Source organism: Cellulomonas sp. KU4C (genome assembly GCF_056868065.1).
Genome location: NZ_CP200322.1, coordinates 3,010,498 through 3,034,008 on the forward strand (window position 1 = coordinate 3,010,498; position 23,511 = coordinate 3,034,008).

The 23,511-nt window shown below is 70.1% G+C and carries 25 protein-coding genes and 1 pseudogene; 18 read left to right on the forward strand and 8 right to left on the reverse strand.

The features are described from left to right. Nucleotides 1-7: 7 nt before the first annotated feature. On the reverse strand, nt 8-445 hold the full coding sequence (locus AC1VL8_RS14245; RefSeq protein ID WP_483075619.1) for a zinc-binding dehydrogenase: 438 nt from the start codon (nt 443-445) through the stop codon (nt 8-10). Nucleotides 446-659: 214 nt separating this feature from the next. On the opposite strand from AC1VL8_RS14245, the gene AC1VL8_RS14250 reads away from it, so the two are divergent. The 6 genes from AC1VL8_RS14250 to AC1VL8_RS14275 all read left to right on the forward strand — a co-directional run bounded on the left by AC1VL8_RS14250 (nt 660) and on the right by AC1VL8_RS14275 (nt 8,026). Next, entirely contained in the window at nt 660-893 is a 234-nt protein-coding gene (locus tag AC1VL8_RS14250; RefSeq protein WP_483075620.1) for a hypothetical protein, read from the forward strand. A 175-nt stretch (nt 894-1,068) separates the two neighbouring features. Next, nucleotides 1,069-1,761: a tyrosine-type recombinase/integrase gene (locus tag AC1VL8_RS14255; RefSeq protein ID WP_483075621.1), complete on the forward strand. Its 693-nt coding sequence runs from the start codon at nt 1,069-1,071 to the stop codon at nt 1,759-1,761. Beyond that, nucleotides 1,754-2,122: a helix-turn-helix domain-containing protein gene (locus AC1VL8_RS14260; protein WP_483075622.1), complete on the forward strand. Its 369-nt coding sequence runs from the start codon at nt 1,754-1,756 to the stop codon at nt 2,120-2,122. The genes AC1VL8_RS14255 and AC1VL8_RS14260 overlap by 8 nt, the downstream gene beginning before the upstream one ends. A 202-nt stretch (nt 2,123-2,324) precedes the next feature. Then, nucleotides 2,325-3,575, forward strand: a complete 1,251-nt coding sequence (locus AC1VL8_RS14265) for a Fis family transcriptional regulator (protein ID WP_483075623.1) — start codon at nt 2,325-2,327, stop codon at nt 3,573-3,575. Nucleotides 3,576-4,884: 1,309 nt separating this feature from the next. Continuing rightward, nucleotides 4,885-6,291: an SIR2 family protein gene (locus AC1VL8_RS14270; protein ID WP_483075624.1), complete on the forward strand. Its 1,407-nt coding sequence runs from the start codon at nt 4,885-4,887 to the stop codon at nt 6,289-6,291. An 85-nt stretch (nt 6,292-6,376) separates the two neighbouring features. Then, a complete protein-coding gene (locus AC1VL8_RS14275) occupies nt 6,377-8,026 on the forward strand; it encodes a hypothetical protein (RefSeq protein ID WP_483075625.1) in 1,650 nt (549 codons plus the stop codon). Between the two features lie 353 nt (nt 8,027-8,379). Here the strand turns inward: AC1VL8_RS14275 and AC1VL8_RS14280 are convergent, their stop codons facing one another. The 3 genes from AC1VL8_RS14280 to AC1VL8_RS14290 all read right to left on the reverse strand — a co-directional run bounded on the left by AC1VL8_RS14280 (nt 8,380) and on the right by AC1VL8_RS14290 (nt 11,328). Beyond that, the gene (locus AC1VL8_RS14280; protein ID WP_483075626.1) at nt 8,380-9,156 is read right to left on the reverse strand and encodes a hypothetical protein; all 777 of its coding nucleotides are present in this window, start codon (nt 9,154-9,156) and stop codon (nt 8,380-8,382) included. A gap of 317 nt (nt 9,157-9,473) precedes the next feature. After that, a complete protein-coding gene (locus tag AC1VL8_RS14285) occupies nt 9,474-10,214 on the reverse strand; it encodes a hypothetical protein (protein WP_483075627.1) in 741 nt (246 codons plus the stop codon). Nucleotides 10,215-10,560: 346 nt separating this feature from the next. Beyond that, nucleotides 10,561-11,328 (reverse strand): hypothetical protein, encoded by a 768-nt coding sequence (locus AC1VL8_RS14290; RefSeq protein ID WP_483075628.1) that lies wholly within the window; start codon nt 11,326-11,328, stop codon nt 10,561-10,563. Between the two features lie 289 nt (nt 11,329-11,617). Here AC1VL8_RS14290 and AC1VL8_RS14295 point away from each other — a divergent pair, with 289 nt between their 5' ends. After that, a complete protein-coding gene (locus AC1VL8_RS14295) occupies nt 11,618-12,055 on the forward strand; it encodes a VOC family protein (protein ID WP_483075629.1) in 438 nt (145 codons plus the stop codon). A 3-nt stretch (nt 12,056-12,058) separates the two neighbouring features. Here AC1VL8_RS14295 and AC1VL8_RS14300 read toward each other — a convergent pair whose 3' ends face one another. After that, entirely contained in the window at nt 12,059-12,433 is a 375-nt protein-coding gene (locus AC1VL8_RS14300) for a VOC family protein (protein WP_483075630.1), read from the reverse strand. A gap of 59 nt (nt 12,434-12,492) precedes the next feature. On the opposite strand from AC1VL8_RS14300, the gene AC1VL8_RS14305 reads away from it, so the two are divergent. Further along, the gene (locus AC1VL8_RS14305; protein ID WP_483075631.1) at nt 12,493-13,491 is read left to right on the forward strand and encodes a GNAT family N-acetyltransferase; all 999 of its coding nucleotides are present in this window, start codon (nt 12,493-12,495) and stop codon (nt 13,489-13,491) included. A 21-nt stretch (nt 13,492-13,512) separates the two neighbouring features. Here the strand turns inward: AC1VL8_RS14305 and AC1VL8_RS14310 are convergent, their stop codons facing one another. Beyond that, complete coding sequence (locus AC1VL8_RS14310) at nt 13,513-14,193, reverse strand: LysE family transporter (RefSeq protein ID WP_483075632.1); 681 nt, start codon at nt 14,191-14,193, stop codon at nt 13,513-13,515. 69 nt (nt 14,194-14,262) lie between these two features. On the opposite strand from AC1VL8_RS14310, the gene AC1VL8_RS14315 reads away from it, so the two are divergent. From AC1VL8_RS14315 to AC1VL8_RS14360, 10 genes and pseudogenes are all read left to right on the forward strand, one after another. Continuing rightward, on the forward strand, nt 14,263-14,694 hold the full coding sequence (locus AC1VL8_RS14315) for an Lrp/AsnC family transcriptional regulator (protein ID WP_389228985.1): 432 nt from the start codon (nt 14,263-14,265) through the stop codon (nt 14,692-14,694). A 45-nt stretch (nt 14,695-14,739) separates the two neighbouring features. Further along, nucleotides 14,740-15,141: a pyridoxamine 5'-phosphate oxidase family protein gene (locus AC1VL8_RS14320; RefSeq protein WP_389228988.1), complete on the forward strand. Its 402-nt coding sequence runs from the start codon at nt 14,740-14,742 to the stop codon at nt 15,139-15,141. Between the two features lie 52 nt (nt 15,142-15,193). Beyond that, nucleotides 15,194-15,772 carry a hypothetical protein gene (locus AC1VL8_RS14325; protein WP_483075633.1) on the forward strand — a complete coding sequence of 193 codons (579 nt, stop codon included), beginning with the start codon at nt 15,194-15,196 and terminating at the stop codon, nt 15,770-15,772. Nucleotides 15,773-15,815: 43 nt separating this feature from the next. Continuing rightward, nucleotides 15,816-16,664, forward strand: a complete 849-nt coding sequence (locus tag AC1VL8_RS14330; RefSeq protein WP_483075634.1) for a siderophore-interacting protein — start codon at nt 15,816-15,818, stop codon at nt 16,662-16,664. A 117-nt stretch (nt 16,665-16,781) separates the two neighbouring features. Then, nucleotides 16,782-17,564: an ABC transporter substrate-binding protein gene (locus AC1VL8_RS14335; protein WP_483075635.1), complete on the forward strand. Its 783-nt coding sequence runs from the start codon at nt 16,782-16,784 to the stop codon at nt 17,562-17,564. Beyond that, nucleotides 17,561-17,722 carry a hypothetical protein gene (locus AC1VL8_RS14340; protein WP_483075636.1) on the forward strand — a complete coding sequence of 54 codons (162 nt, stop codon included), beginning with the start codon at nt 17,561-17,563 and terminating at the stop codon, nt 17,720-17,722. Before AC1VL8_RS14335 ends, AC1VL8_RS14340 begins: the two co-directional genes overlap by 4 nt. After that, on the forward strand, nt 17,719-18,768 hold the full coding sequence (locus AC1VL8_RS14345) for a FecCD family ABC transporter permease (RefSeq protein WP_483075637.1): 1,050 nt from the start codon (nt 17,719-17,721) through the stop codon (nt 18,766-18,768). Before AC1VL8_RS14340 ends, AC1VL8_RS14345 begins: the two co-directional genes overlap by 4 nt. Then, nucleotides 18,765-19,838 carry a FecCD family ABC transporter permease gene (locus AC1VL8_RS14350; RefSeq protein ID WP_483075638.1) on the forward strand — a complete coding sequence of 358 codons (1,074 nt, stop codon included), beginning with the start codon at nt 18,765-18,767 and terminating at the stop codon, nt 19,836-19,838. The genes AC1VL8_RS14345 and AC1VL8_RS14350 overlap by 4 nt, the downstream gene beginning before the upstream one ends. Beyond that, a pseudogene (locus tag AC1VL8_RS14355) lies at nt 19,835-20,294 on the forward strand (ABC transporter ATP-binding protein); the annotation flags it as partial. The gene AC1VL8_RS14350 and the pseudogene AC1VL8_RS14355, both read left to right, overlap by 4 nt. A gap of 9 nt (nt 20,295-20,303) precedes the next feature. Next, the gene (locus tag AC1VL8_RS14360; protein WP_483076283.1) at nt 20,304-20,630 is read left to right on the forward strand and encodes an ABC transporter ATP-binding protein; all 327 of its coding nucleotides are present in this window, start codon (nt 20,304-20,306) and stop codon (nt 20,628-20,630) included. Nucleotides 20,631-20,874: 244 nt separating this feature from the next. On the opposite strand, the gene AC1VL8_RS14365 is transcribed toward AC1VL8_RS14360, so the two are convergent. Together AC1VL8_RS14365 and AC1VL8_RS14370 are read right to left on the reverse strand one after the other, a co-directional pair. Beyond that, entirely contained in the window at nt 20,875-21,222 is a 348-nt protein-coding gene (locus tag AC1VL8_RS14365; RefSeq protein WP_483075639.1) for a hypothetical protein, read from the reverse strand. A gap of 1,302 nt (nt 21,223-22,524) precedes the next feature. Continuing rightward, nucleotides 22,525-23,091 (reverse strand): hypothetical protein, encoded by a 567-nt coding sequence (locus AC1VL8_RS14370; RefSeq protein ID WP_483075640.1) that lies wholly within the window; start codon nt 23,089-23,091, stop codon nt 22,525-22,527. Nucleotides 23,092-23,511: the final 420 nt, after the last annotated feature.

The following is a 23,511-nucleotide window of genomic DNA, read 5'->3' on the forward strand; positions in this document are numbered from 1 at the left end:
AGGGCGACTACCGCCCGCAGCACCACGACGACGTGCTGCCCACCACGCCGCCGGTCTCCATCGCCCGATGTGCGTCGGCGATCCGTGCCAGTGGCCACGTCGTGGCGATCACGGGTCGCAGGGCACCCGCCGCGTGGGCGAGCTGGACGGCCACGCACCCGACACCGCCGGCAGCACCGCGGATGAGCACCCGGTGGCCGCTCTGCAGCCGGCCGTGCGTGAACAGGGCGGTCAGCGAGGTGGTCCCACCCCCCCAGCAGCGCGACGGCACCGGGATCGTCCAGGACGTCCGGGACGGTCCCGAGCCGGTCTGCGTCCACGACGACGAGCTCCGCAGCGCTGCCCAGCGGCGCGAGCGCGGCACGGGCGGGCAGAGGAGGGGTGGCGCCGCCTCGCGTGTTACATCAGATGCAACACGCGGACTACGATCTGACATAACGTCCATTATCGGCGTTCAAGTAGGACGAGTTCCAACCAGGTGAGAGGACTCGTCTCATCGCACGATGCGGCATCTCCGCAGTTCAGGCGCGGCATCGAGGGAGCGTCGATGTCATCGGGGTCGGTCAGCGCCAGAACGTCGCACCAGGTCAGCAACCGAATCTCGCATCAGATGAGAGTTTCTCGCGTAGAGTCGACGCGTGCGAGCGATCCCTGGCGGCGTGCCCGAGCTGTTCACCTCGGGCGATGTGGCGCTGTTCCGCGCTGAGGATCGACTGTTCGAGGCGATGGTCGCCGGGTGGCGAGCGCAGATGCTCGCGCGGGGCCTGACGAGCGACACGATCAAGCAGCGCACGATGCACCATCGAACGGTTCCAGCGGTTCACGAACGACTACCCGTGGTCGTGGGGCGCGCAGGACGTCGACGAGTACTTCGCCTCGCTGCGCTCACGTGAGCGGCCGCTGGCCCTGACGACGTTGCGTTCGTACTCGGCCGCAGTGCGCTCGTTCTGCGGATTCATCTGCGATGACCGCTACGGGTGGGCAACACTCAGCGAGCGGCTGTTCGGAGCACTGCCGTCACAGGTCGTTTTCGAGTGGAACGCACCGCGGCACACGACGGACGACGCGGTGACCCCGGGCCGTCGCGCCTTCACGCGCCAGGAGCTGCAACGGTTCTTCGACTGCGCGGACGACGTCGTCGACACCGAGTACTCCGCCCGGTCGAAGCGGTGGCTGCCCGCGCTCAGGGACTCCGTGGCGTTCAAGGTCGCGTACGCCTTCGGACTGCGGCGCCGCGAGCTGGCCATGCTCGAGACGATCGACTTCGGCCCGAACCCGCGGGTCGAGCGGTTCGGGATGTTCGGGACGGTGCAGGTCAGGTGGGCCAAGGGCACCGCGGGCTCAGGGCCCCGCCGGCGTACGGTCCTGACCGTCCCGGAGTTCGACTGGGTCGTTCCGTTGCTGGAGTCGTGGTGCTCCCCCGCCGGCCGCGGCATGTTCACGACGGCCGACCGGTCGAACTCGTTGTGGCCCACCGAACGGGACGCGTCGACCGGGCTCCGGTCGTTCGACCGCACGTTCCAGCGCGTGCGGACCGACGCAGGACTACCCCGCGAGCTGACGCTGCACGCCTTGCGCCACTCGTACGTGACTCACCTGATCGAGGCCGGGTACGACCAGCTGTTCGTCCAGCAGCAGGTCGGGCACCAGTACTCGTCGACGACCGCGCTCTACACGTCTGTGTCGAGCGACTTCAAGCAGAAGGCGGTGCAAGAGATGATCGCGCGACGTCTACGGCTGGGAGGCACGGACGATGAGTGAACAGCGTCGGATCGGGTATCGCTGGCACCTGCGCCAGGTCATGGCCACCCGGAACCTCTGGAAGACCACGGAGTTGCTGCCCCTGCTGCGCTCGCGCGGTATCAACCTGTCGAATGCGCAGGTGCACCGCCTGGTGACCTCTACCCCGGAGCGGATCGCGGCGCACACCCTCGCAGCCCTGTGCGACATCCTCGACTGCACCCCGAACGACCTGTTCGAGCCGTACGTCGAGATGCGCGCCGCGCGCACCGCAAACGCGCCCACCGACCCCCGCGAACTGGGCATCGATACCAAGCGTGGACCGATCGCGCACCGCATCCGACTCGTGAGCGATGACGGTGGCCCGACCGAAGAAGCCTGAGGACCCCTTGGCCCACCCGGTGCCGTGCGCCAGGTGCGGAAGTCACTACCAGGTCGGGGCCTTCTGGCCCGACGGCGCGGTCTGCACCTACTGCTACCGGGCCGCCATCCGCACCCAGGGCACGTGCGCGTGCGGTCACGTCGGGGTGCTGCCCGGACGCATCGACGGCTCGCCGGCATGCCGCACGTGCTCAGGTGTGTTCGTGAACGTCCACTGCGCCGGCTGCGGAGCTGAGGACGAGATCTATCGGCACCAGCTGTGCCTGCGATGCGCGCTCGCCCAGCATGTGGATGACGCCTTCACCAACCCTCGCACCGGGAGCGTCGACGTCGCCTGGCAGCCGATAGTGCAGGCGCTGAAGTCGATGAACCGTGCGAACTCCGGTCTCGTGTGGATTCGACAAGCTCATGTCCAGGACTTCCTGCGCTCGATGGTGGCCAACGACGACGCCACCCACGCGGCGCTCGACGAGCTTCCGGCCGGGGCCACGCGAAACCACATGCGGCAGCTGCTCGTGGAGCACGGCGTACTACCGGTCCGCGACGAGCTGATCGCCACCTTCGAGTCCTGGTCCTCGGACGCCCTCGACCGGCTCGACTCCCCCGCACACCGGGACGTCATCGACCGCTACATCCGGTGGAAGCACCTGCGCACCATGCGCGCGCGGTCGCCCATCGCGCACGGGACGTTCTTGGTCGCCAAGCAAAGCACGACCGTCGCGATCGAGTGGTGCAACTGGCTGGACGCGCAGGGAACCGACCTCGGGCGCGCCGGCCAGGGCGACCTGGACCGGTGGATATCCGAAGGCCCGAGTACGCGGCTAATGGTCGAGAGGTTCCTTTCCTGGGCCCGGCCAGCTCGCCTGTGCTCGAGCACGTTGACGGTTCCCCGCCATCGGCGCGGAACCGCTACCAGGCTGTCCACCGCGGGCCAGGCGGACGCCCTGAACGCCGCGCTGCACTCCGGAGCCCTCGGCGCTCGCGATCGGCTCGCCGTAGTCCTCGTACTCGTGTTTGGGCAGCAGATGACTTCGATCGTTCAGCTGCGCTGGGCGCAGGTCACCATCACGGACACCGTGACCATTACGCTCGCGGGCCTGCCGATCCACCTCCCGCCTCCGTTGGACCAGGTGGTGCGCGACGTCCTGCACGAGCCGGCCCACAAGCAGACGGCCACCCACCCGAACAGTCCCTGGGTGTTCCTCGGAGGGCGCGCCGGCACCCACCTGCAACCGGGCTACCTGCGCAACCGTCTGCGGCCCGTGATATCGACGCTCTCCGCGCGCCTCGGTTCTCTCGGTGACCTGTCCAGACACACCCCCGCCGCGATCCTGGCCGAGACACTCGGATACCGACCCGAGACGCTCGAGGAACACGCGTCGGCGGTCGCCGACAACTACGCCAGGTACGTCGCAGCGCTTGACCAGCAGGCCGCCCCGGAAGCCCTGTTCTAGCTGGACTCGTGCCGCAGCAGCCTGTAGGTCGCCTCGTCGATCAGCTCCTCGACCAGCAGCATGCCGACCTCCCTGTCGAACGACACCGCCTCAGCGATGAACTCGCGACGCCATCGCCGGAAGCTCGGAGCGCAGCTCGTCGCGGGAGAAGCTCACCGACGGCGTGACGCTCGCCGATCTCGCGCACCGACGCGCCGCTGAACCCCAGCGGCACCGCCATAACAGGAGTCGCCTCAGCGTCCCAGGGCAGCTCCGCGGTCGACCTGAGGTCGGCATCGCTGACCGCGTCGATCAAGGAGACCCCCGCTTCGAGGGCCGCGAGCACCGCCCGCACATGATCGAGAGCAGCCAGGCGCCACCTCAGGTGTGCTACCCGCACACGTCGCAGGCGGTCTCGGTCGGCTCCATGCGAACCGAGGGTCGCAGTAGGGTTCCTGACGAAGCAACGCGACCCCCTCCCCCGTGAACCGGGCGACAAGGTTGCGGGTCCCAGGCCAGGGCGCACCGCGCCCGCTGCTGCGGCAGCCTGGGGGCCGCTTCGATCCCCCGATCAGCCCTCGAGACCTCGAAGCCGGTCGAATGCGCCTTCCCATGCCCGGACGTGCCGCGCCGGGAGCGTGGCTGGGGCCACAGTGCGACCAGATGTTCCCCGCTGAGGTAGGCCCGCAGGTCGCCTTCCGAACAGGCCTCACGGATGACCCGGCTGTACATCCACACCACGTCAGAGGTCGTTGCGAGGTCGTACGTCCGGCGCCCCGACCACTGGATGTGCAGTGGCAACGTGACCGCCCCCTCCGTCCGACCTCGCAGGTCCTCCAGGGAACGAGCTACTACCGGCAACGGTTGGTACCGGTCCCACGCACCTCGCGCCGCCACGCCTCCAGCCACGAAGTCACCCTCCCCACTCAGGTGATTCAGGCTATCCAGTGCACCTCACCCCCCGAACCGGTATGGAGGCGTGCAGTGCGCCCGTAGCCACCGCCATCCGTGACAGGAAGCGCCTCCACACCTGACGATCAGCATCTCGCGAGCGATCTTCACGTCCTGGGCGACCACGGCGGACGGGATCTCACTCGTCGTGAGCTAGCGCAGCGGTAGATTGCCCGAGCCTGCTCATTGGTCGGTCGCTTCCCAGGCACGCCGAGGGAGTATCGAGGGAAGTAGGTGTCCGGAGGCGATCGGCGCCACGCGACGACTCGGTTGACTGGGAGGCGATGTGTGGATCACTAGCGACGTTGAGCTTCCAGCCGCCCTCGTCGAGGCTCATTCGGACGGTCGACTGGTCCTCTTCGTAGGCGCGGGAGCGTCGATGGGCGCGCCGTCGAACCTGCCCTCCTTCAGAGAGTTGGCTCGCCTGATTGCGGCGGCTGCGCGGGTGCCGTTCAGCGAGGACACGGCGTTGGACCTGTTTTTGGGATCGATGCCAGCCGACTTTGAGACGCACGCACAAGCCCTGCGCATCATCAACCACCCGGATTCCGACTTCAACCCGACCCACTCCGCCCTCGTCCGGCTCGCCTCTGCGACTGGAGCGCCGCGAATCGTGACGACCAACTTCGACACTCACCTCACGGCAGCCATGACCTCGGCGCTCCTTCCGGAAGGCGATGTCTGGATCGGGCCGGCTTTGCCGCTCGGTGATGACTTCTCAGGCGTCGTGCATCTCCACGGCTCGGTCCGCCGCGAACCCGCGCAACTAGTGCTGACTGATCGCGATTTCGGCCGCGCATACCTCACCGATGCCTGGGCTACCCGGTTCCTACGAAGAGTATTCGACGAGTTCACCGTGCTGTTCGTGGGATACAGCCACGACGACCCGATCATGCAGTACCTCGCGTTGGGGCTCCCTTCGAGGACTCGACGCTACGTCCTGACCGACTTTCCGGACGATACGAAGTGGCACCACCTCGGCATCGTCCCCGTGGCGTATCCCGCCCCCAGAGGTGACCACTCGGCATTAGTTGCCGCGCTCGAAGCCTGGAATCGCCGAGCCCGAATGGGGCGATTGGACCACCAGGCTAGGATGAAGGAGATACTCGGAGCGGACCCACCACTCGACCCCGTCGACGAGGACTACGTGCGTCAACGCCTACGGGACGTCGAGGGTGCGCGCGAGTTTACCCAGTTCGCCAGAAGCCTTGCTTGGCTGCAATGGCTTGAAGGCATCGAAGGATTTCAGCGCCTGTTCACCGGCGGACCCGACACCGAAGCGTCGTCGGCGCTGAGCCAGTGGCTCGGGCAAATCTTTGTGTCTGATCCTGCGTTGAACGGCGCCGCGCTCCGGCTAGTGCAACGACTCGGCAGGCGCTTCTCGCCGTCCCTCTACCAATCGTTGAGTTGGGCCGCGGAGGCGCTAGCCGAAGCAGACGTAGACGCCAGCCACCGGTGGAAGGTGCTGCTGGCCACCTCAATCGACGGAATATCCGCGCCACCGGACCTCGGGATGCTCGTTCCGTACGACCCCGCCGAGAGTGCCGAGCACCTAGCCTTGATGCGCGTGGCGCTGCGCCCGTACCTCGTCCTCAAGGCTCCCTGGACGCTCGGCAAGGACGACCCAACATCTCCACCGGACGCGGATGCCGCGTGGCACTCGGGTGAGGACACGCTCACCAGGCACGTTCTGAAGAGTGTGGAGGACCGAGCGGCCGGCGATCCGGCGCTCGGCGGGCTGCTCGAGGACGCGCTGGAATGCGCCTATGAGCTGCTGACGAGCTGACCGCGGTCTGGGGCGCTTCTACGACAGCCTCAGCTCCCATCGCTCCGCGATCGAGACACATCCGCAGGACGAGTTCCGGCAGCCTGTGGATGCGCTGATCGACGGCCTCCGCGACTACGGAGTCAAGGCGCTCGCCCAGCGGCCGGACCTCCCCGACAGCTGGTGGTCCCGCGAGTCCACGCTATTCAGGCGACTCGCGCTACATCTGGTCGAGGTCGCTCCCGGACGCGACTCCGATGAGAAGTTGAGGTGGGTCCTCGATCGGGAAGTGTTGTTCGAGTCCTCGCTGAAGCACGAGGTGTTCCGCCTGCTGAGCACCGCGGTTTCGGGTGCGAGCGCAACTGGACGAGCCCGGCTGCTCACTGCGGCGATTGGAGGGCCCGACCTCCCGAGCGACCTCCCCGATGTCGAACGCCACAAGGCGTACTCCATCTACAACGCACTTGTATGGCTGAGCCGCTCTGACCCTTCGTGGGTCGACGCGCAGCGCGAGCTCGAGCGATTGCAGGCTGAGCACCCCACATTCGGACCACGGGAGTTTCCGGATCTCGACAGCTGGTCCACTGGGGTCACGTGGGGTGAGACGCTTCCGATGGAGGTCGATCAATTCGTGCATGACTTCGAGTCCGACGCAGAGGCGGCTATTGCCAGCCTGATGAAGCTCGACTACTCCGAGCGACGCATCGACGGCCCCACCTGGAGCGGCGCGCTCGTCCTCGTGCGCAGAGCGACGACTATGCGACCTGGGCTCGGACAACTTCTCTGGCAGGCCATTGAGGATTCGGGCTCTCTCTCGGAGACGAATGACGATCTATGGGACGCGATCCTCGACGGTTGGGAACAAGCTGATCTCGGCGACCAGTTGGTCGACATTGTCGCCCTAGTTGCCGAGCGCGCGGAGCTATCGCGCTCCACTCGAGCAATAACAAGGTTTCTTGTATCGCAGATCGAAAAGCACCTCGAGGCTCGGGAATCCCCATCCATTGCCGCTATGCGTGATCTTGCGAACAAAGTATGGGATTCGCAGAACGGAACCTTTGAGACCCCGTCCGGCGATGAGCCGAGCTTCCTCGCTCTCAACTCATGGCCAGGAGATCTCGCACGCTACTGGATCCTTGAAGTAAACCGACGCTGGCGTGAGCAGGGCGAATCCTGGATGAGCCTGAACGAATCGGAGCGACGAGCCTTCGAAATGATGCTCTCCGGGTCCGATGCAGAACTCGACGCGATCCGACCGGCACTCGGCGGGCACGCACACTTCCTCTTTAACGCCGATCGTTCATTTGCGACGAAGTACATCCTTCCTCTATTCAACGGACCCCATGCCGGACAGGCGTGGGATGCATACCTCTATCACCCCCGCTACAACGATCGGATGCTCGATGCCGGCTTCCTGCAGAGTGTTATTAGCGAATGGGCGCGCCTCGACGAGCTAGAGCGAGTCGGGCTGCGCGCGCAGTTTTACGGGCTTGTGGCTTCGATCGTGAACTTAGCGGACATCACGCGGGAAGAACGCCAAGAACTGCTGGACCAATCGGTTTTGGCTGACAATGGCGCCCACTCGACAGAATTTGCACGCACCATGCTGGCGTTCTTCAAGGACGCAGCAGATGGCGGCGGCGCATGGGTGTCCTGGGCCCGAGAGCATCTACAAGCGCGCCTCGCGGGGATCCCGCGCAACCCTCGACCGGCAGAGGCTAGAACGTTGGGCGGACATCGCACCGTTCGTCGGTGAACACGTCAACGAAGCGTTCTCGGTGCTGAGCGGGCACGGAATCGGACTCGGAGACGGATATCGCGCACCTAGCTGGCCGTCGGGACTGGTCGCCACTCAAGGGCCCGAACTGATTAGCCACCTCGCGGAGCGGATACGCAACTCGACCACGACGGATTGGGGCACCCAACTGGCCGTGCGACGGCTGATCACCGACCTGACCGCGGCTCTCGGGGAGGAGACCTGCGCGCCGCTCATCGAGGCTGCCGCGGACGCGGGGTTCCCTCGGCCGGACACGGCGTCACCGTGAAGTTCACCCTCGCCGAGGACGAGAGTGCCGCGCCGAACGCGGCATTGATCGGGGCGCGGCGCTACTAGGAAGCGATGGTCAATCGGGCAGCGTCAATGGGCCAGTCGATAACCAGCTGCCATCCGAGCCGAAGAACCTGTCGACGCTCGCCAGTCTCGCGGTGCGTGGCCTGGCACAGCAACACAGCGGGTCGTTCGAGTCGGGGGGCGTGGTAGCGAACATGAAGGCGGTTGAACCACGGACTCAGCGCGAGATGTTCGTCGTGAGCGTCTCGCCAGGCGACAAGCTGCCGGCGCACGAGCTCGGCTACCGGCCAGTCCCCCGGAACGGCCACAGCTTCCGGCGCGAGTGTGCACGCCGCCAGGTATGCGCTCTTCAACACGGACGCGTAGGCGCGACACGGGCAGGGCCGCTCAAGCTGGAACTCCCAACCCTCCTCAGTGAACATCGGGTCCGTCCATGACGGCCAGAATCCGTTCCAGGTTGAGAGGAGCATTCGCCCGTCGCTGTCACGACGAAGGACGACGTCGCTGATCCGCCGCTCGCCCCGGAGGCCGGGCGACCGCAGGGCCATCGTGTAGCGCTGCTCCGCGTGCTTCAGCAGAGCGTCTTCGTAAGTCCCAAACCGGTTGTTGCACTCCGGGCACGTCCGGGTCAGTACGGCGCCCCCGAGAAGGTCGGGTGGCACGTGCTCATCGGTGAGTGCGCCGTCAGCCCCGCAGATCGGGCAAGTCGGGAAGTCAACCCGTGGACACTCGAATAGCGGGTCGTAGTGCCAGTCGTCGGAGTCCTCTGTGCCGGTCAGGCTCCACGCCCCTTTCCCAGTGCCCTCGGTCTCCATAGCCAAAGTGCTGACGAGCGGCAACCCTCTCTTTCGCCGGTGTCGTCCTTCGGCCACGGTTACCGTGCCTGGGTCAGCCTCACCAAGAGTCAAGGACCGCCAACCAGCAACTTCCGGAGAGTGCGACACATCGTTTCCTCCCTAGACAGGCGTAACGCCGTTGTGCGCCTGACGCTCCGCTCACGGCTCGGCAACTACAGGTCTACGTGGGACACGCGGGACACGCGTCGGTACCAGTCAACTGGCGCGTGACTGCGCGCGGGAACTCACTGGCCATTCGTGCACCCCCTTGAACGCTGGCGGCTGGTCGACGGGGATCACTCGGTGGGAGCGGCGGAGACTCCCTCGAAATCCACGGTGACATCTTCGTCGGTGTCAGCGTGGCGAGTGACGTACTGACGCGCCAAGACCCGAATCACCGTCAGCGGTGCGTTGTCGTACTTCTCGTCCCCGTATGGGATGACGTAGACCGTCTCCCCGATGCCAAACGCGGGCGAGGGGACAGGTTCAGGAAACGTCTCAGCCATCTTCTTGACGCCAGGGTCATGGGCCCGAGACCTGGCGTTCCTCTTCCGTGTTGTCACTTCGACGGGCTTGTCGTGAGTGTCATCCTCGCAGACGAAGCCGGTCAGGCCCGGCGGCCGCACCGAGACGAAGGGGTGGCCATCGGGGCAGAGGCCGTACCAGGGGTAGAGCAACAGATTGGGCGAATGCGACGTGGCTCCAGAGCTGCCGAGCTCGATGGCCTTGCTCCGCCACACGTCTGAGTGCCCAGCTGCGACGCCCACGATGGCGTGCGCGACTTCGTGCCGGACCGCGTCGCGTCGCTCGTCCGGAAGAAGTATCGCCATGTGGGCAGCGCTGAAGACGATGCGCTGCGTGTGGGCGCGCGTAACCCCGCCGCCATCGCTGTTCTCCAACGACTCCGCCCAGAAGACGGACCAGTCATCTTCGAGGCCGTGTTGAGCAAGCAGGTCTTTGGCAAACCGGTGCACCTTCTCAAGATCGCGACCGACGGGCGTTACGTGCTGCGGACGGGTCTTGGCCGTTGCTCCCATCGGCCGATGATGGCACGCCCACAGTTCGGCCGGCGTCGTCCGCGCGGCGCGCAACCGCGCCTGCGTCGGTCTCTGGCGGCCAGTCCGTGGCGTCCGTCGCGCGGGCACTCGGGGTGTCGGTCTCTACCGTCCGCCGACACCTCCCCAACATGGGTGAGGCGTTCAAGCGGCCCACGCCGGAACTCGCATCTCACGAGCACGCACCTCTACCAGTCACTCGTCTCAACGCGATACGTCTCTGTACCAGTCGCGTCAGTCGGTGGGTCATGACACTGCACGAAGTGCAGCATCTACTTCTCTCATCAGATGAGAGTTTCTCGCATTCGTCCTGGGTGACCCGATCCGCTCACTGCCGCCTTTCCCCGCGGCGCAGCCCGGCAACTCGAACACTAGCGGCCAGGCGCCCCGAGCGAAGGGCCGAGAACCACCACACGGGCCGAGCGAACCATTGATGGGCCGCGCCCGAACGAAGCCGACGCCAGCCGTGCCAGATAGAGCCATACTGCAGCATGACCTTCAGACCCCAGGGGTCCCCCAGGGAGTCAAGCTGAGTTGGGGAGTTCCGGGTGACCAACCTCATGCCGAGCCAAGATCGGTAGACCAGGTCGGACGAAGCCGCGCCATCGAAGCCAAACCTCGCGCCCAGGAACAGGGCGCCTGGGCGCCGGCCCGCTGCGCGGGAGACGTCATCGAGGAAACGCTGCGCCTCCGCGGGTGATACGCTGATGCGCAACTCGTCCGCGACGTTCGAGACGGCTTTGATCGCGAATTCTGCGTTCTGACAGACGCTGAGCGGGTCCCAGTCGTACCACTTTGCCCACACGTAGGTGCCAGCTTTCCCCGCGTTCACACGCAGTACGCGCACTCCATCTTCGCGTAGAGAGCTTACCAGCTTGCCATGCAGGCAAGTGCCGATGCCCTGATTGTGCCACTCTTCGAGGATCAAGAAGTCCTGCGCGAACGCCGACCGTCCTCGTCGACCCCTGACTTTCAACGTTCGTTCCGCGATCACCAGCCCAGCACGCGTGTACTCGGCTTGGACGCACGCTTCGCGGCCATCGTCGCGCACGGACAGGGCCCTCACGTTGACCACCCCCAGGTTCGGGATGGTCACTTGGCCCGGGTCGACGCCCAGCGCGCGCCTCGCTATCTGCACTCGATCACGAACCACCACTGGACGCTTGACTCCCCTCCCCGAACACGGTCGGGGGCACTCTAGTTCTGGCCGGTATTCGCCGGGGTCGGTTTTCCCTGCGCCTGTGCAGCGACATGCGGGCTATTCGTCTCAACGTTATACGTCTCTGTACCAGTCAGGATGACCGCCGAGAACGCGTCGCGTCCGACCCACGCTGGACGACCCTCGTTCGCGGACCCTCGCGACGCCCGCGGCTACGGTGCACCTCATGACCATCCGGTTCGAGAACGTCGGCATCGCCGTCCGGGACATCGAGGCGGCGATCGCCTTCTTCACCGACCTCGGCCTGACCGTCGAGGGCCGCGACACGGTCAGCGGCACGTGGGCGGACACCGCCGTCGGCCTGGACGGCAACCACGCGCGGATCGCGCTGCTGCGGACGCCCGACGGGTCCGGGCGGCTGGAGCTGTTCGAGTACCTGCACCCCGCCGCGATCGAGACGGAGCCGACCCGGCCGAACGAGGTCGGGATGCACCGGGTCGCCTTCTCGGTCGACGACCTCGACGCGGCCCTCGCGGTCGCCGCGCGGCACGGCTACCACCCGCTGCGCGGCGTCGCGACGTACGAGGACACCTACCGGCTGACCTACGTCCGGGGCCCGAGCGGCATCATCGTGATGCTCGCCCAGGAGCTGCGTCCCGCCTGAGCGTCACGCCCGGTCGTGGATCGTGACCGCGTACCCGTCGGGGTCGGCGAACGTGAACGTCCGCCCGAACGGCCCGTCGACCGGCGCGGCCAGGATCGGCACGCCGGCGGCGGCGAGCTCGTCGTGCAGCCCCTGCGCGTCGTCGGCGTGCAGCCACAGCGCCACCCCCGCGCCCGGACGGGGCGTGACCGCATCGAGGTCGACCCCCGGCAGCGGCTCGCGGACGGCGAACGCGATCGGCGCGGTGTCGAACACGATGCCGTGCGGCGGGCTGACCGCGGCGCGACGCAGGCCGAGGTGCTGCTCGTAGAACGCTGCGGCGGCGTCGAGGTCGCGCACCTGGAGTGCGAGGAAGTCGGGTCCGGTGACGGTGGGCATGGCGGGCTCCTTGGATGTCAGCTGTATTGACATGCACCAGTGTATGTCAGACTTCTGACATGGCAACCCCCGTCAACCTCGAGACCTCCGTGGGCCTGGCGCTCAAGCGCACCGCCGCCGCCCTGCGCGCGGCGATGGAGACCGCGCTACGACCCCTCGACCTGACGGTGTCGCAGTACGCCTGCCTGGAGCAGCTCGCCGCGCGGCCGGGGCTCTCCGGGTCGGACCTGGCGCGGTCGACGTTCGTGACCCGCCAGTCGATGCACACCCTGCTGCGCGGCCTCGAGGAGCGCGGCCTGCTGATCCGGCCGGACACCGCACCCCACGGCCGCGCGCTGCCCACCGCGCTCACCCCCGCCGGCCGGGCCGCCCTGGACGCGGCGAGCGCGGCCGTCGCCGCCGTCGAGCGGACGATGACCGACGCCCTCTCCCCCGCCGACCTCGACCGGATGCGGCGGGGCCTCGCCGCGTTCACCTCGGCACTGGAGCCCGCGCCACCCGCCCCGCCGAGGTCGCACCTCACGGCCGAGGTCGCACCCCAGGAGGGGCGACGTCGGCCCGACGCTGCGACCTCGGCGGGCACGCCCGCGCTCGCCCTCGTCGACTGGGCGGACCCGCGTGCCGTGCGGATGCGCGCCGAGATGGACGCCGAGATGTCCGTCCGCTACGCCGATCTCGGGGGTACGACCGGGATGAGCGAGACCGTGCGCGCGGCGCTCGCCGTCGACCCGGCGACCGTGCGGCACACCGTGCTCGCCCTCGCAGCCGACGGCACGCCCGTGGGTCACCTCGCGCTGCGGGCGATCGACGGCGCCTGGGAGGTCAAGCGTGTGGTGGTCGCCGCGGCGGCGCGGGGCCGCGGGACCGGCCGGGCCCTGATGACCGAGGCCGAGCGCCTCGCCCGCGCGGCCGGCGTGACCCGGATGGTGCTCCAGACCGGCGACCGGCAGCCCGATGCCGAGGCACTCTACCTCGCGCTCGGGTGGACCCGGATCCCCACCTACCCGCCGTACGACACGGCGCTGCCGCAGTCGCGGTGCTTCGCCAAGGACCTCTGAGCCGCGCCGACTCGGGTCCGATCAGCCCGGCAGCGCCAGCCCCACGGCGAGCAGCAGCACCACGCCGTGCCCGACGTACGCGGTGCCGGCGCGGACGCCGGACGACATCCGGGGGCCGAGCCGCGCGGCGGTCAGCGCCAGCAGCACGTGCCACCCCGCCGACCCCGCCAGCACCCCGACCGCGAACCCGGTCCGCTCGGCACCGGAGCCGAGCGCGCCACCGAGCCCCGCGACCACGACGCCGAACGCGACGACCGTCGCGGGGTTGACGAGCGTCACCGCGGCGAACCGCGCGGCGGTCGCCACGGCCCGCGCGCGCCCGTCCGGTGCGGCGCTCGTGCGCCCACTCGGGGTCGGGTCGAGCACCGCGCCGCGACGGGACCGCCACGCTCCGCGGATCCCCCACCCCGCGACGGCCAGCAGGGCCGCCGCCGCCACCCGCCGGACGACCTGCTCGTGCGGTGCGATCCACGCCGCCGCGGCACCACCGGCGACCACCGCGACGACGGCGTACAGCAGGTCGACGAGCGCGACGCCGGTGGCCGCCGCGAGGCCGTGCGCCCGCCCTCGGGTCAGCGACTCCTGCAGCACCAGCACACCCACCGCGCCGAGCGGCACCGCCACGCCCAGACCGGCCGCGGCACCCGCCGCCGTCGCGGCCACCCAGCCACCCGACCCGTCGACCACCCCGTGCAGCACCATGTCGCCCAGCGTGCAGGGGCACTGCGGGATGCCCTGTCGGATCCACGGTGATCCTGCGATGATCGCGGCGTGGATGCCCTCGACCTCGCGATCCTCGACCGCCTGCGCCAGGATGCGCGGTGCTCGTTCCGCGAGCTCGGCGCGCACGTCGGCCTCTCGGCGAACGCCGCCGCGGACCGGGTCCGGCGCCTGACCTCGGACGGGGTGATCCGCGCGTTCACGGTGGTCGTCGACGAGCACGCGGTGCCCGACGCCCGGCTCGACCTGCTGGTGGACGCGCGCCTGCGCCCCGACACCGACCCGGCGTCCGCCGAGGCGGCGCTGCGCGCGGACCCGGCGGTCGTCGAGGCGCTGCACGTGACCGGCGCGTGGGACTACCAGCTGCGTGTCCGGGTGCCGAGCGCGCAGCACATCGACGCGCTCGTCCGGCGGCTCAAGGGAACCGGTGGCGTCGAGGCGACCCAGACCCGGCTCGTCCTCGGCGTCGTCGGACGGGACTGACCGCGCGGGCGGGCCGCTCCCGGCCGGTCCGCGTACGCTCGCCCGGTGCTCCACCTCTCCCCCGTGCGGCTCGAGTTCGTCACCGACCGGCACCTCGCGACCCTGACCACCCTGCGCCCCGACGGGACCCCGCACGTCGTGCCGGTCGCGTTCACCTGGGACGAGGACCAGGGCGTCGCCCGCGTCACCGCGAACCGGGCCTCCCGCAAGGTGCGCAACGCTCGCCGCGCACCGGGCGAGCCGCTGGGCCGCGCGGCCCTGTGCCAGGTGGACGGCCGGCGGTGGCTGACGCTGGAGGGGACCGTCGAGGTCGTGGACGACCCCGTCGAGATCGCGGACGCGGTGCGCCGCTACGGCGAGCGGTACCGGCCGCGCGACTTCGACCCGGAGCGGGTCGTGCTGCGCGTCGCGGTCGACCGGGTGATGTCCTCCTCCCACCTGGCCTGAGCGCGCACAACGGCCTGAGCGAGCGCCGCGGAGCTGCCGCTACCGTGCCGGGGTGACCCTGCGACTCGCGCCCTCCCTGCCCGACCGCGCGGACCGCGGACGGCTCGGCGGCCCGCCTCCTGCCGTCCTCGAGAGCCACCCGCTGCTCGCGACGCACCGCTACGTGCTGACGCTCCCGGCGGGCTGCGCGCCGTGGGCCACGGACATCGAGGTGTCCGTGCTGCTCCGCGCCGGGTTCGACATCGGCGACGACGACCTCGAGTACCCCGCGATGGCGATGCGCGCCCTCGTCCACGCACCCGCGCCGCGCGGCTCCCGGTCCGACCTCGGCTGGCCGGGCCTGCGCGCGACCGCCCTGACCGCCCTGCCGGACGACGACGACCGCCCGGGCCTGGTCCGCGTCGCCGACCAGCCCGCGCTGATCCAGGGTCGGCCCGAGTACGCCGCGGCGGTGCTCGCCGACGGGCACCGGTTCCTGTTCCAGGTCGACGAGGAGGGCTGGCCGCAGGACGGCGCGCTCGCGGACGTGGTCGACGAGTACCTCTGGGGCTTCGGGTCGGTGTACTTCTACGGCACGCCCGGCGCGGACGGCGTGCCACCGGAGGTCGTCGCCGGTTTCATCGACTTCTGACCGGGTCCGGCGCGGGTCGGCTGGTCACGGGCACAATCGGCGGGTGCCACCCGACCCGACCCGCAGCTTCACCGCGTCGCCGAACGCCCTGTTCGCGACGCACGTCGCCCGTACGGCCCGGCTGTCGCCCGGGTTCGTGCGGCTCACGCTGACCGGGCCGGACCTGGCCCGGTTCGCCCCGTACGGCCTCGACCAGCGCGTGAAGATCCTGCTCGGCGGTCCCTGCCCGGAGCTCGCCCCCGGCCTGCCCGAACGCGAGTGGCGACGGGTCTGGCGCGCGGTCCCCGAGGACCGTCGACCCGTCCTGCGGAGCTACACGGCCTACGAGGTGCGGCCCGCGACCCGGGAGATCGACCTCGACTTCTACGTCCACGACCCCGCGGGTCCGGCGAGCGACTGGGCGCTGGGCGCCGCGCCCGGGGACCCGCTCCTGGTGTCGGGCCCGGACGTGACGGCGGGGCGGCCCGCGCACGGCATCCAGTGGGAGCCCGGGCCGGACGTCCGCCGGGTGCTGGTCGCCGGCGACGAGACCGCGTACCCGGCGATCCGCGGCATCCTCGCCGCCCTCCCCCGGTCCGTCCGCGCCGACGTCGTCCTCGAGGCGGGCGACCCCGCCGACGCCGCGACGCTGGACGACGTGACGCACGGGCCCGGCCGGTCCGCGCGCGTGGTGCTCCGTGCGGGCGCGCCGGGCGGGGTGGCGCTGACGGCGGCACTCGGTCGTTGGGTGGACGAGCACGGCGCCGCGGCCGCCGATCTCGGGACGGGGTTCTACGCGTGGGCGGCGACCGAGAGCACGCGGGTGCGCGCCGTCCGGGACGCGTGGGACGGCGCCGGCCTCGACCCCGCCCGGGTGCACACCCAGGGCTACTGGCACGACCGGCCGCGCTGACTCGGGCCGCCGACCTGCGCGGACGCCGAGTCGGGTCGAAGTAAGGGTTTGCTAACCTTCCCTCGCCCGCACGTCGCGGGCCCTGCTCGAGAGATGGGGTAGCACGTGCGTTCTCCGGTGACCACCACCCGGACCGGGACCGGCCTGCTGGCCGCCGCGGTCGTCGCCCTCCTGGCCGCGTGCAGCGGCGGGTCGGGCGACGGCACCGCCGCGACCGACGGCGCCTCGACCCCCGCCGCCGAGGCGAGCCACGTCGTGGAGCACGCGCGCGGCGAGACGGAGGTGCCCGGGGCGCCGACCCGGGTGGTCGTCCTCGAGCCCGTCCAGCTCGACACCGCCGTCGCGCTCGGCGTCGTCCCCGTCGGGGCCGCCGTGCTGAACGAGGCCGCCGGGGTGCCCGCCTACCTCGGCGACGAGGCCGCGGGCATCGAGACCGTCGGCACCGTCCAGGAGCCCAACGTGCAGAAGATCGCCGCACTCGCGCCCGACCTCATCATCGGCACCGAGTCCCGGCACTCCGCGCTGTACGACCAGCTCTCCGACGTGGCACCGACCGTGTTCATGGCGTCGCAGGCCGACCCGTGGCAGGACAACGTCCGGTTCACCGCCGAGGCGCTCGGCGACACCGCCGGGGCCGACGCGCTGCTGAATGCGTACGACGACCGGTGCGCCGCGATCGCCGACGAGCTCGGCACCGCGGGCACGACCGCCCAGCTGATCCGGCCCCGCGACGGCATCCTCACGCTCTACGGGCCCACGTCGTTCGCGGGCAGCACGCTGGAGTGCGTCGGCCTGACCACCCCGGAGCGCGACTGGGAGGACTCCATCTCCGTCGACCTCTCCCCGAGCTGGTGCTCGAGGCCACGGCCGACCTCGTGCTGGTCACCACCACGGACGTGACCGACGAGTCCACCGTCCCCGAGGCGGTGCGCGCCAACGCCGACGCCCTCGGCACCGTCGAGCTGGTCGACCAGTCGACCTGGATCACCGGCGTCGGGCCGCTCGGCGGCCAGGCCGTCCTCGACGACATCGAGCGGATCCTGCGCGCGGCGGCGTGACGACCGCCCTCCCGCGACCGCACGCCCCGGCGGCGGCGCGACGGCTCCGGCCGCCGCGCCGCCGCGCGGGTGCGTGGGTGCTCGGCGCCGTCGCGGCGCTCGGCGCGGTCGTCGTGCTGTCGCTGCTGGTCGGCGCCAACCCTGTCCCACCTGGCGACATCTGGGCCGCCCTGCGCGGCGGCGGCACCGCGACCGCCCAGCTCGTGGTCGACCAGCGCGTGCCCCGCACCCTGGCCGGCCTCGCCGTCGGCGCCGCGCTGGGCGTCGCCGGGGCGCTCATGCAGGCCGCGACCCGCAACGCCCTCGCCGACCCCGGCCTGCTGGGCGTGAACGCCGGCGCCGCGGTCGCCGTGGCGGTCGGGATCGCGTTCCTGGGCGTGACCGCGCCCGCCGGCTACATGGGCCTCGCGTGCGCGGGCGCCCTGGTCGCCGCGAGCACCGTGCACCTGCTGGGCGGCGCCGCCGACCCCCGGGCCGCCCCCGGCCGCCTGGTCGTGACCGGGGTCGCCGTCGGCGCCGTCCTCGCCGGGCTGACCACCGGGATCACGCTCACCCACCCGGACACGTTCGACCGGATGCGCGGCTGGAGCGCGGGCAGCCTCCTCGAGCGCGGTCCGCAGGTGCTCCTGCCCGTGCTGCCGCTGCTGGTCGTCGGCCTGCTGCTCGCCGCGGGCGTCGCGCGCAGCCTGAACGCCGTCGCCCTGGGGCCGGACGTCGCCCACGCGCAGGGCGTCGACGTCCGGCGCACCCGCGTGCTCGTGCTCGCCGCGATCACGCTGCTCGCGGGCGGCGCCACCGCGGTCGCCGGGCCGATCACGTTCGTCGGCCTGATGGTCCCGCACGTCGTGCGCTGGGTGGTCGGCACCGACCAGCGGCGGGTGCTCGCCGGGTCCCTGGTCGCCGGGTGCGTGCTGGTCGTCGCATCCGACGTCGTCGGGCGGATCGCGGTCCCCCCGGGCGAGATGCCCGTCGGCGTCGTCACCGCGTTCGTCGGCGCGCCCGTGCTCATCGCGCTCGCGCGCCGGCGCCGGGCGGCCGCGCTGTGACCGCCCCGGCTCCGGCCCGCCGCGGGGTGCGCGTCACCGGCGGCCCCCGCCGCCGCGTCCTGCTCGGCACCGACCGCCGGCACGTCGGCCTCGGCGTCCGCGAGGCCGCGGTCACGGGCGTCGCGCTCGCCGCGGTCCTCGTGCTCGGCGTCGTCGCGCTGGCCGTGGGTGACTTCCCGGTCCCCGTCGGCGACGTGCTGGGCGCGTTCACCGGCCGCACCGACGGGCTCGCCCGCACGGTCGTGCTCGAGTGGCGTCTCCCCCGAGTCGTCGCCGCCGTGCTGTTCGGGGCGGCGCTCGCCGTCGCCGGCGGGGTGTTCCAGGCCGTCACCCGCAACCCCCTGGCCAGCCCCGACGTGATCGGCCTGTCCAACGGCGCGTTCACGGGCATGCTCGTCGCCCTGGTCTGGTTCGGCGGCAGCTGGCCGCTGCGCACCGGCGGCGCCCTCGTCGGCGGTCTGCTGGCCGCCGCGACGATCGCCCTGCTCGCCCGGGGCGGCGGGCTGCAGGGGTTCCGCCTCGTGGTCGTCGGCATCGGGGTGTCGTCGATGCTCGCCGCGTTCAACACGTGGGTGCTGCTGCGCGCCGACCTCGAGACGGCACTGCTGGCCTCCGCCTGGGGTGCCGGCACGCTCAGCACCGCCACCGCCGAGCTCGTCCTCCCGGCCGCGGCCTGCGTCGTGCTGCTGCTCGCGCTGGTCGCCGGACGGTCCGCCGCGCTCGCCCAGCTCGAGCTCGGCGACGACGTGGCGGCGACCACCGGCGTCGACCCCCGGCGGGACCGTGCCGTGCTGCTGCTCGGCGCCGTCGGCCTGGTCAGCGCCGTCACCGCTGTCGCGGGCCCGGTCGCGTTCGTCGCGCTCGCCGCGCCGCAGATCGCCCGCCGCGCCGTCGCGGGACCCGGCATCCCGCTGGGCGTCGCCGCGGCGACCGGTGCGCTCGTGCTGCTCGGGTCCGACCTGATCGCCCAGCACCTGCTCCCCCTGACCGTGCCCGTCGGCGTCGTCACCATCGTCGTCGGCGGCGCCTACCTGCTCTGGCTGCTGCTCCGCGAGGCGAGGACCCGATGACCGCGACCGACCCCACCCGGCTGCGCGCCGACGGGCTGACGCTCCGCTACGACCGCCGCACCGTCTCCGAGGACCTGTCCCTCGCGGTGCCCGACGGCTCGTTCACCGTGATCATCGGCCCGAACGCCTGCGGCAAGTCGACGCTGCTGCGGGCGATGTCCGGCCTGCTCCCGCCCGCCGCGGGCCGGGTGCTGCTGGACGGCGCACCCCTCACCTCCTACCCCGCGCGCGAGCGCGCCCGCCGCCTCGCGTTCCTCCCGCAGTCGATGGCCGCACCCGAGGGCATCACCGTCGCCGAGCTCGCCGCACGCGGGCGGTTCGCCCACCAGGGGCTGCTGCGTCGGCACTCCGCCGCGGACGCCGACGCGGTCGACCGCGCGCTCGCCGCCACCGGCACCGCCGACCTCGCCGACCGCCGCCTCGACGAGCTTCTCCGGCGGGCAGCGCCAGCGGGCGTGGATCGCGATGGTGCTCGCGCAGGACACCCCGCTGATCCTGCTCGACGAACCCACCACGTACCTCGACATCACCCACCAGCTCGAGGTGCTGACCCTCCTGCACCGCCTCCACCGCACCGGCCGCACCGTCGTCGCCGTGCTCCACGACCTGCACCTCGCCGCTCGGTACGCCACGCACCTCGTCGCGATGAAGGACGGGCGCGTCGTGGCGCAGGGGCGGCCGGAGGACGTCGTCACCGGCGCGTTGGTGCGGGAGGTGTTCGCGCTCGACGGGACCGTGGTGGCCGACCCGGTGACGGGGGCGCCGCTGGTGGTGCCGGCGGACACGCGGTGAGGGGAGTCGCCGGTCGGCGGCGGGGGGGCGGGGGGGTCCGGACCCCGGGGACTGCGTCAGGTGAACACGAACGACGCGCCGCGGGATCCGCACCGTGCCGGAAGCGCCTGCTCGGCGGCGACCCCAGCAGCTGCCCGGCCGCGAGGTCGGAACCGGAGGCGGCAGCCCGGCGGGACGAGACCCGCCCGGGCGCTGACGCGTGCCCTCTGAGACCCGATCGGCCACGGGTGGACGATGAGCCTCGTCACTGCCGCATCAGCCGGGCGCGGCGCAGCAGGGACCGGATCCGCATGCGACGGCCTGCCGGCGCACGGGGCCGCACCCGTTCGTTCGTCCCGGACCACCACGAGCCACCGATCAGCGGCGAACCGATCAGGAGATCGGGCGGCCGGCGCCTCCCGACCAGAAGGCTGTGGTCCGCGACCAGCTCATCCAGTCGCGGATAGTGGTCGACCTCGGCCATCTCGCCAGCTGCGTACTCGATCGTCTCGATCAGTCCCGTGTCGCCGATCCACAGCAGGAGACTCCCCCACACCACGACGCCGTCGCGCGTGACGACCGCAGCGCACGGGATCGGAGTGCCCTCGGGCACCGCGATGGCGCCCTACGCCAGGTCCAGGTCGACGTACCAGCAGGTACCCGAGACGCCCCGAAGGCGCTCTGCCTGCGCGACGAGCGCGGCGTGCCACGGCGATCCGCGCGCTGCCTCGACCAGGAGACCGAGCACCGGGCGCACTTCGCCCAGCCCCGGGCAGCGGTCGCCCCACAACGGTTCCATCAGCCGCCCTCCTCCCGAACCATGACGACGCCCAGCGCGGGTCCACCTGCGTGGTGATCCGGGTCGAAGAGACCTAGCGATGGATGCGATCGCTCACTTCGGCTTGGAGCAGTCGGTCCAGGGCCTTGATATCCCGGATATCCGGACAAAGATGTTATCGAGTCACGTCGGTACACGTTCCAGTAGCTCGTGCATTAGGCGCGCAGCCTCACAATGAGCCAAGGATTCTCGCGGAGAATACCGCGCATCCCATGCCTTCGCGATTCACCTGCCCGCGTGTTTTCCAGTATCGCAGACGCAGCAATGTCGACGATTTCGACCACATAATCCCCGAGCAGCACGAGGATATACAAGTCCACCCAACTCTCGCTGTAGTAGAGCAGGATGCGCGGATTTATTTCGCGAACGCGCCCATCCGCATGTCGGGTCATCAGGCAGGCGACGATCGCCCCGCGGGTCGGCTCGCAATCTGTCGGAACCTGGACCGCCCGGCCCGCAATCCGACGGGGGACTGCAGAGCTTCGCCGTCTAGTCGAACGCACAGCGCGTCGTCGCCCTGCCGAGAGAGGCCTCCCAGCGAGGGCGCATGGCGTCGAGATCACTTCGGAGCCCGCCCGGGGAACATGCCGTGTAGTTATACATGGGGCGCAGACGCACGTGATGTGGAATGACCGGCGATCTCCCCTTCTGCCCCGATGCCAATCGCCCTGAGTATATCACCCAGCCAAACGAGGTGATATGTCGTGGCGCGCTCTGGGTCATCGACGACCGCACGAATCTCTTTCATGCAGTCGCTCAGCTGCCCTAATCCTGGATCCTGCGGAGAGCGGGACGGGTCCAACACATCCGCGGGATCAAGAGCCCAGTAGTAGTCCGCATTCAAACGAACTCGGCCCTCTTCCACGAGCGCAAGGGAGTCAATCATGTCATTGAATGCGCCCTTGATAACCCTCAAGTCGATGTCCGTCACTTCGTACTCCGATGCTGTTGAATTCGGCGTCTCGAGTTTCCTGATCCGACCTTCATAGATCGAGTTGCGAACTGCGAGGCTCGCTACCTCGCCGCGCGCCCAGCGGTACGCGGGATATCCTGGTCGCCGCGCCCGAACTCTGGCGATCAGTCAGAATCATCAGTACCGATTGCCCACGGCGGGGGTCCAACCTGGAGCGCCGGAAGCCAGTGATCGCCCGACGTCGGTCCGCGGTTGTGGTCACGTTGCACATGACCCTGGACACTGAACTCAGTGCGGAGTCCGGGAACGAGCGAGCCGATTCGCGCTTGTAGTTCGCGAGTCCAAGACGAATGATTCGGATGAGGTTCTTCAGCATATCCGACGAGGAGTTCCGCGCGGCCCGGCGCTCCGCGCACCATGACATTCACGAGGTCCGAGGTCACCAGCCCCCGAAGCGCGATGAAGACGACGATGCGCAGTTGGGCCGTCGAACCGTACGAACTCGAGACCGGCTCATCCCAAGCCCAGTTGCGGCCCGTCGGGTCCCGCTCCCCGTGCCTCGCGTAGACGACAAAATCATCTGGCCCAAGCGCCGGTATTTCTGGTGGCGGCAATGTCAACGGCCGGCGGTCGAGGGCCGTTGGCTCTCGGTGGTCCACCTGCGCCACCATCTCTCCGTCGAACTCTGAAGCGTCGTCGAGGTCCTGCGCCGTGACGGCGTCTTCGTACACGAACAACCCGCCAACTTCACCCCGCTCTGGGGTCGAGCGCGCTCGTACGACCACATACCTCAGACGGGGCGTTGGGATGTCCAGCAGCGCGAGGCATGCTCCTCCCGCCCAGTGGAATTGCGACTCGCCACCTCGCTGGCCCCGGGACCCGGGCTTGTAGCGTGGGTCGGGGGCGTATTCGGGGTTCTGCGTCTTGGAGCCTCTCACTACACTGCCCTCCATGCCGATTCGGAGTTGACCATCGGTCGAGTGGGGCAGAAGTGAACCTCCCGTGTGGTGAAGCCAGTTAGGCCGAACTCGAGCGCCCGAAACAAGTCCGAACCGCCAAGGTGCTGTCGTGGAGATGGGATTGTCGGCTCCGGAAATCTCGAGGACGCGACGCTGGCGCAGACCCCGACGGTGGCTGCGATGCACGCGGCG

What these genes read in the sequence shown, in the direction of transcription:
- AC1VL8_RS14305 (WP_483075631.1), top strand. Translation starts at nt 12,493, where the DNA reads ATGGCAACCCCCGTCAACCTCGAGACCTCCGTGGGCCTGGCGCTCAAG.
- AC1VL8_RS14245 (WP_483075619.1), bottom strand. Translation starts at nt 445, where the DNA reads ATGGACGTTATGTCAGATCGTAGTCCGCGTGTTGCATCTGATGTAACA.
- AC1VL8_RS14285 (WP_483075627.1), bottom strand. Translation starts at nt 10,214, where the DNA reads ATGGGAGCAACGGCCAAGACCCGTCCGCAGCACGTAACGCCCGTCGGT.
- AC1VL8_RS14310 (WP_483075632.1), bottom strand. Translation starts at nt 14,193, where the DNA reads ATGGTGCTGCACGGGGTGGTCGACGGGTCGGGTGGCTGGGTGGCCGCG.
- AC1VL8_RS14295 (WP_483075629.1), top strand. Translation starts at nt 11,618, where the DNA reads ATGACCATCCGGTTCGAGAACGTCGGCATCGCCGTCCGGGACATCGAG.
- AC1VL8_RS14300 (WP_483075630.1), bottom strand. Translation starts at nt 12,433, where the DNA reads ATGCCCACCGTCACCGGACCCGACTTCCTCGCACTCCAGGTGCGCGAC.
- AC1VL8_RS14360 (WP_483076283.1), top strand. Translation starts at nt 20,304, where the DNA reads ATGGTGCTCGCGCAGGACACCCCGCTGATCCTGCTCGACGAACCCACC.
- AC1VL8_RS14260 (WP_483075622.1), top strand. Translation starts at nt 1,754, where the DNA reads ATGAGTGAACAGCGTCGGATCGGGTATCGCTGGCACCTGCGCCAGGTC.
- AC1VL8_RS14280 (WP_483075626.1), bottom strand. Translation starts at nt 9,156, where the DNA reads ATGGAGACCGAGGGCACTGGGAAAGGGGCGTGGAGCCTGACCGGCACA.
- AC1VL8_RS14270 (WP_483075624.1), top strand. Translation starts at nt 4,885, where the DNA reads ATGGGCGCGCCGTCGAACCTGCCCTCCTTCAGAGAGTTGGCTCGCCTG.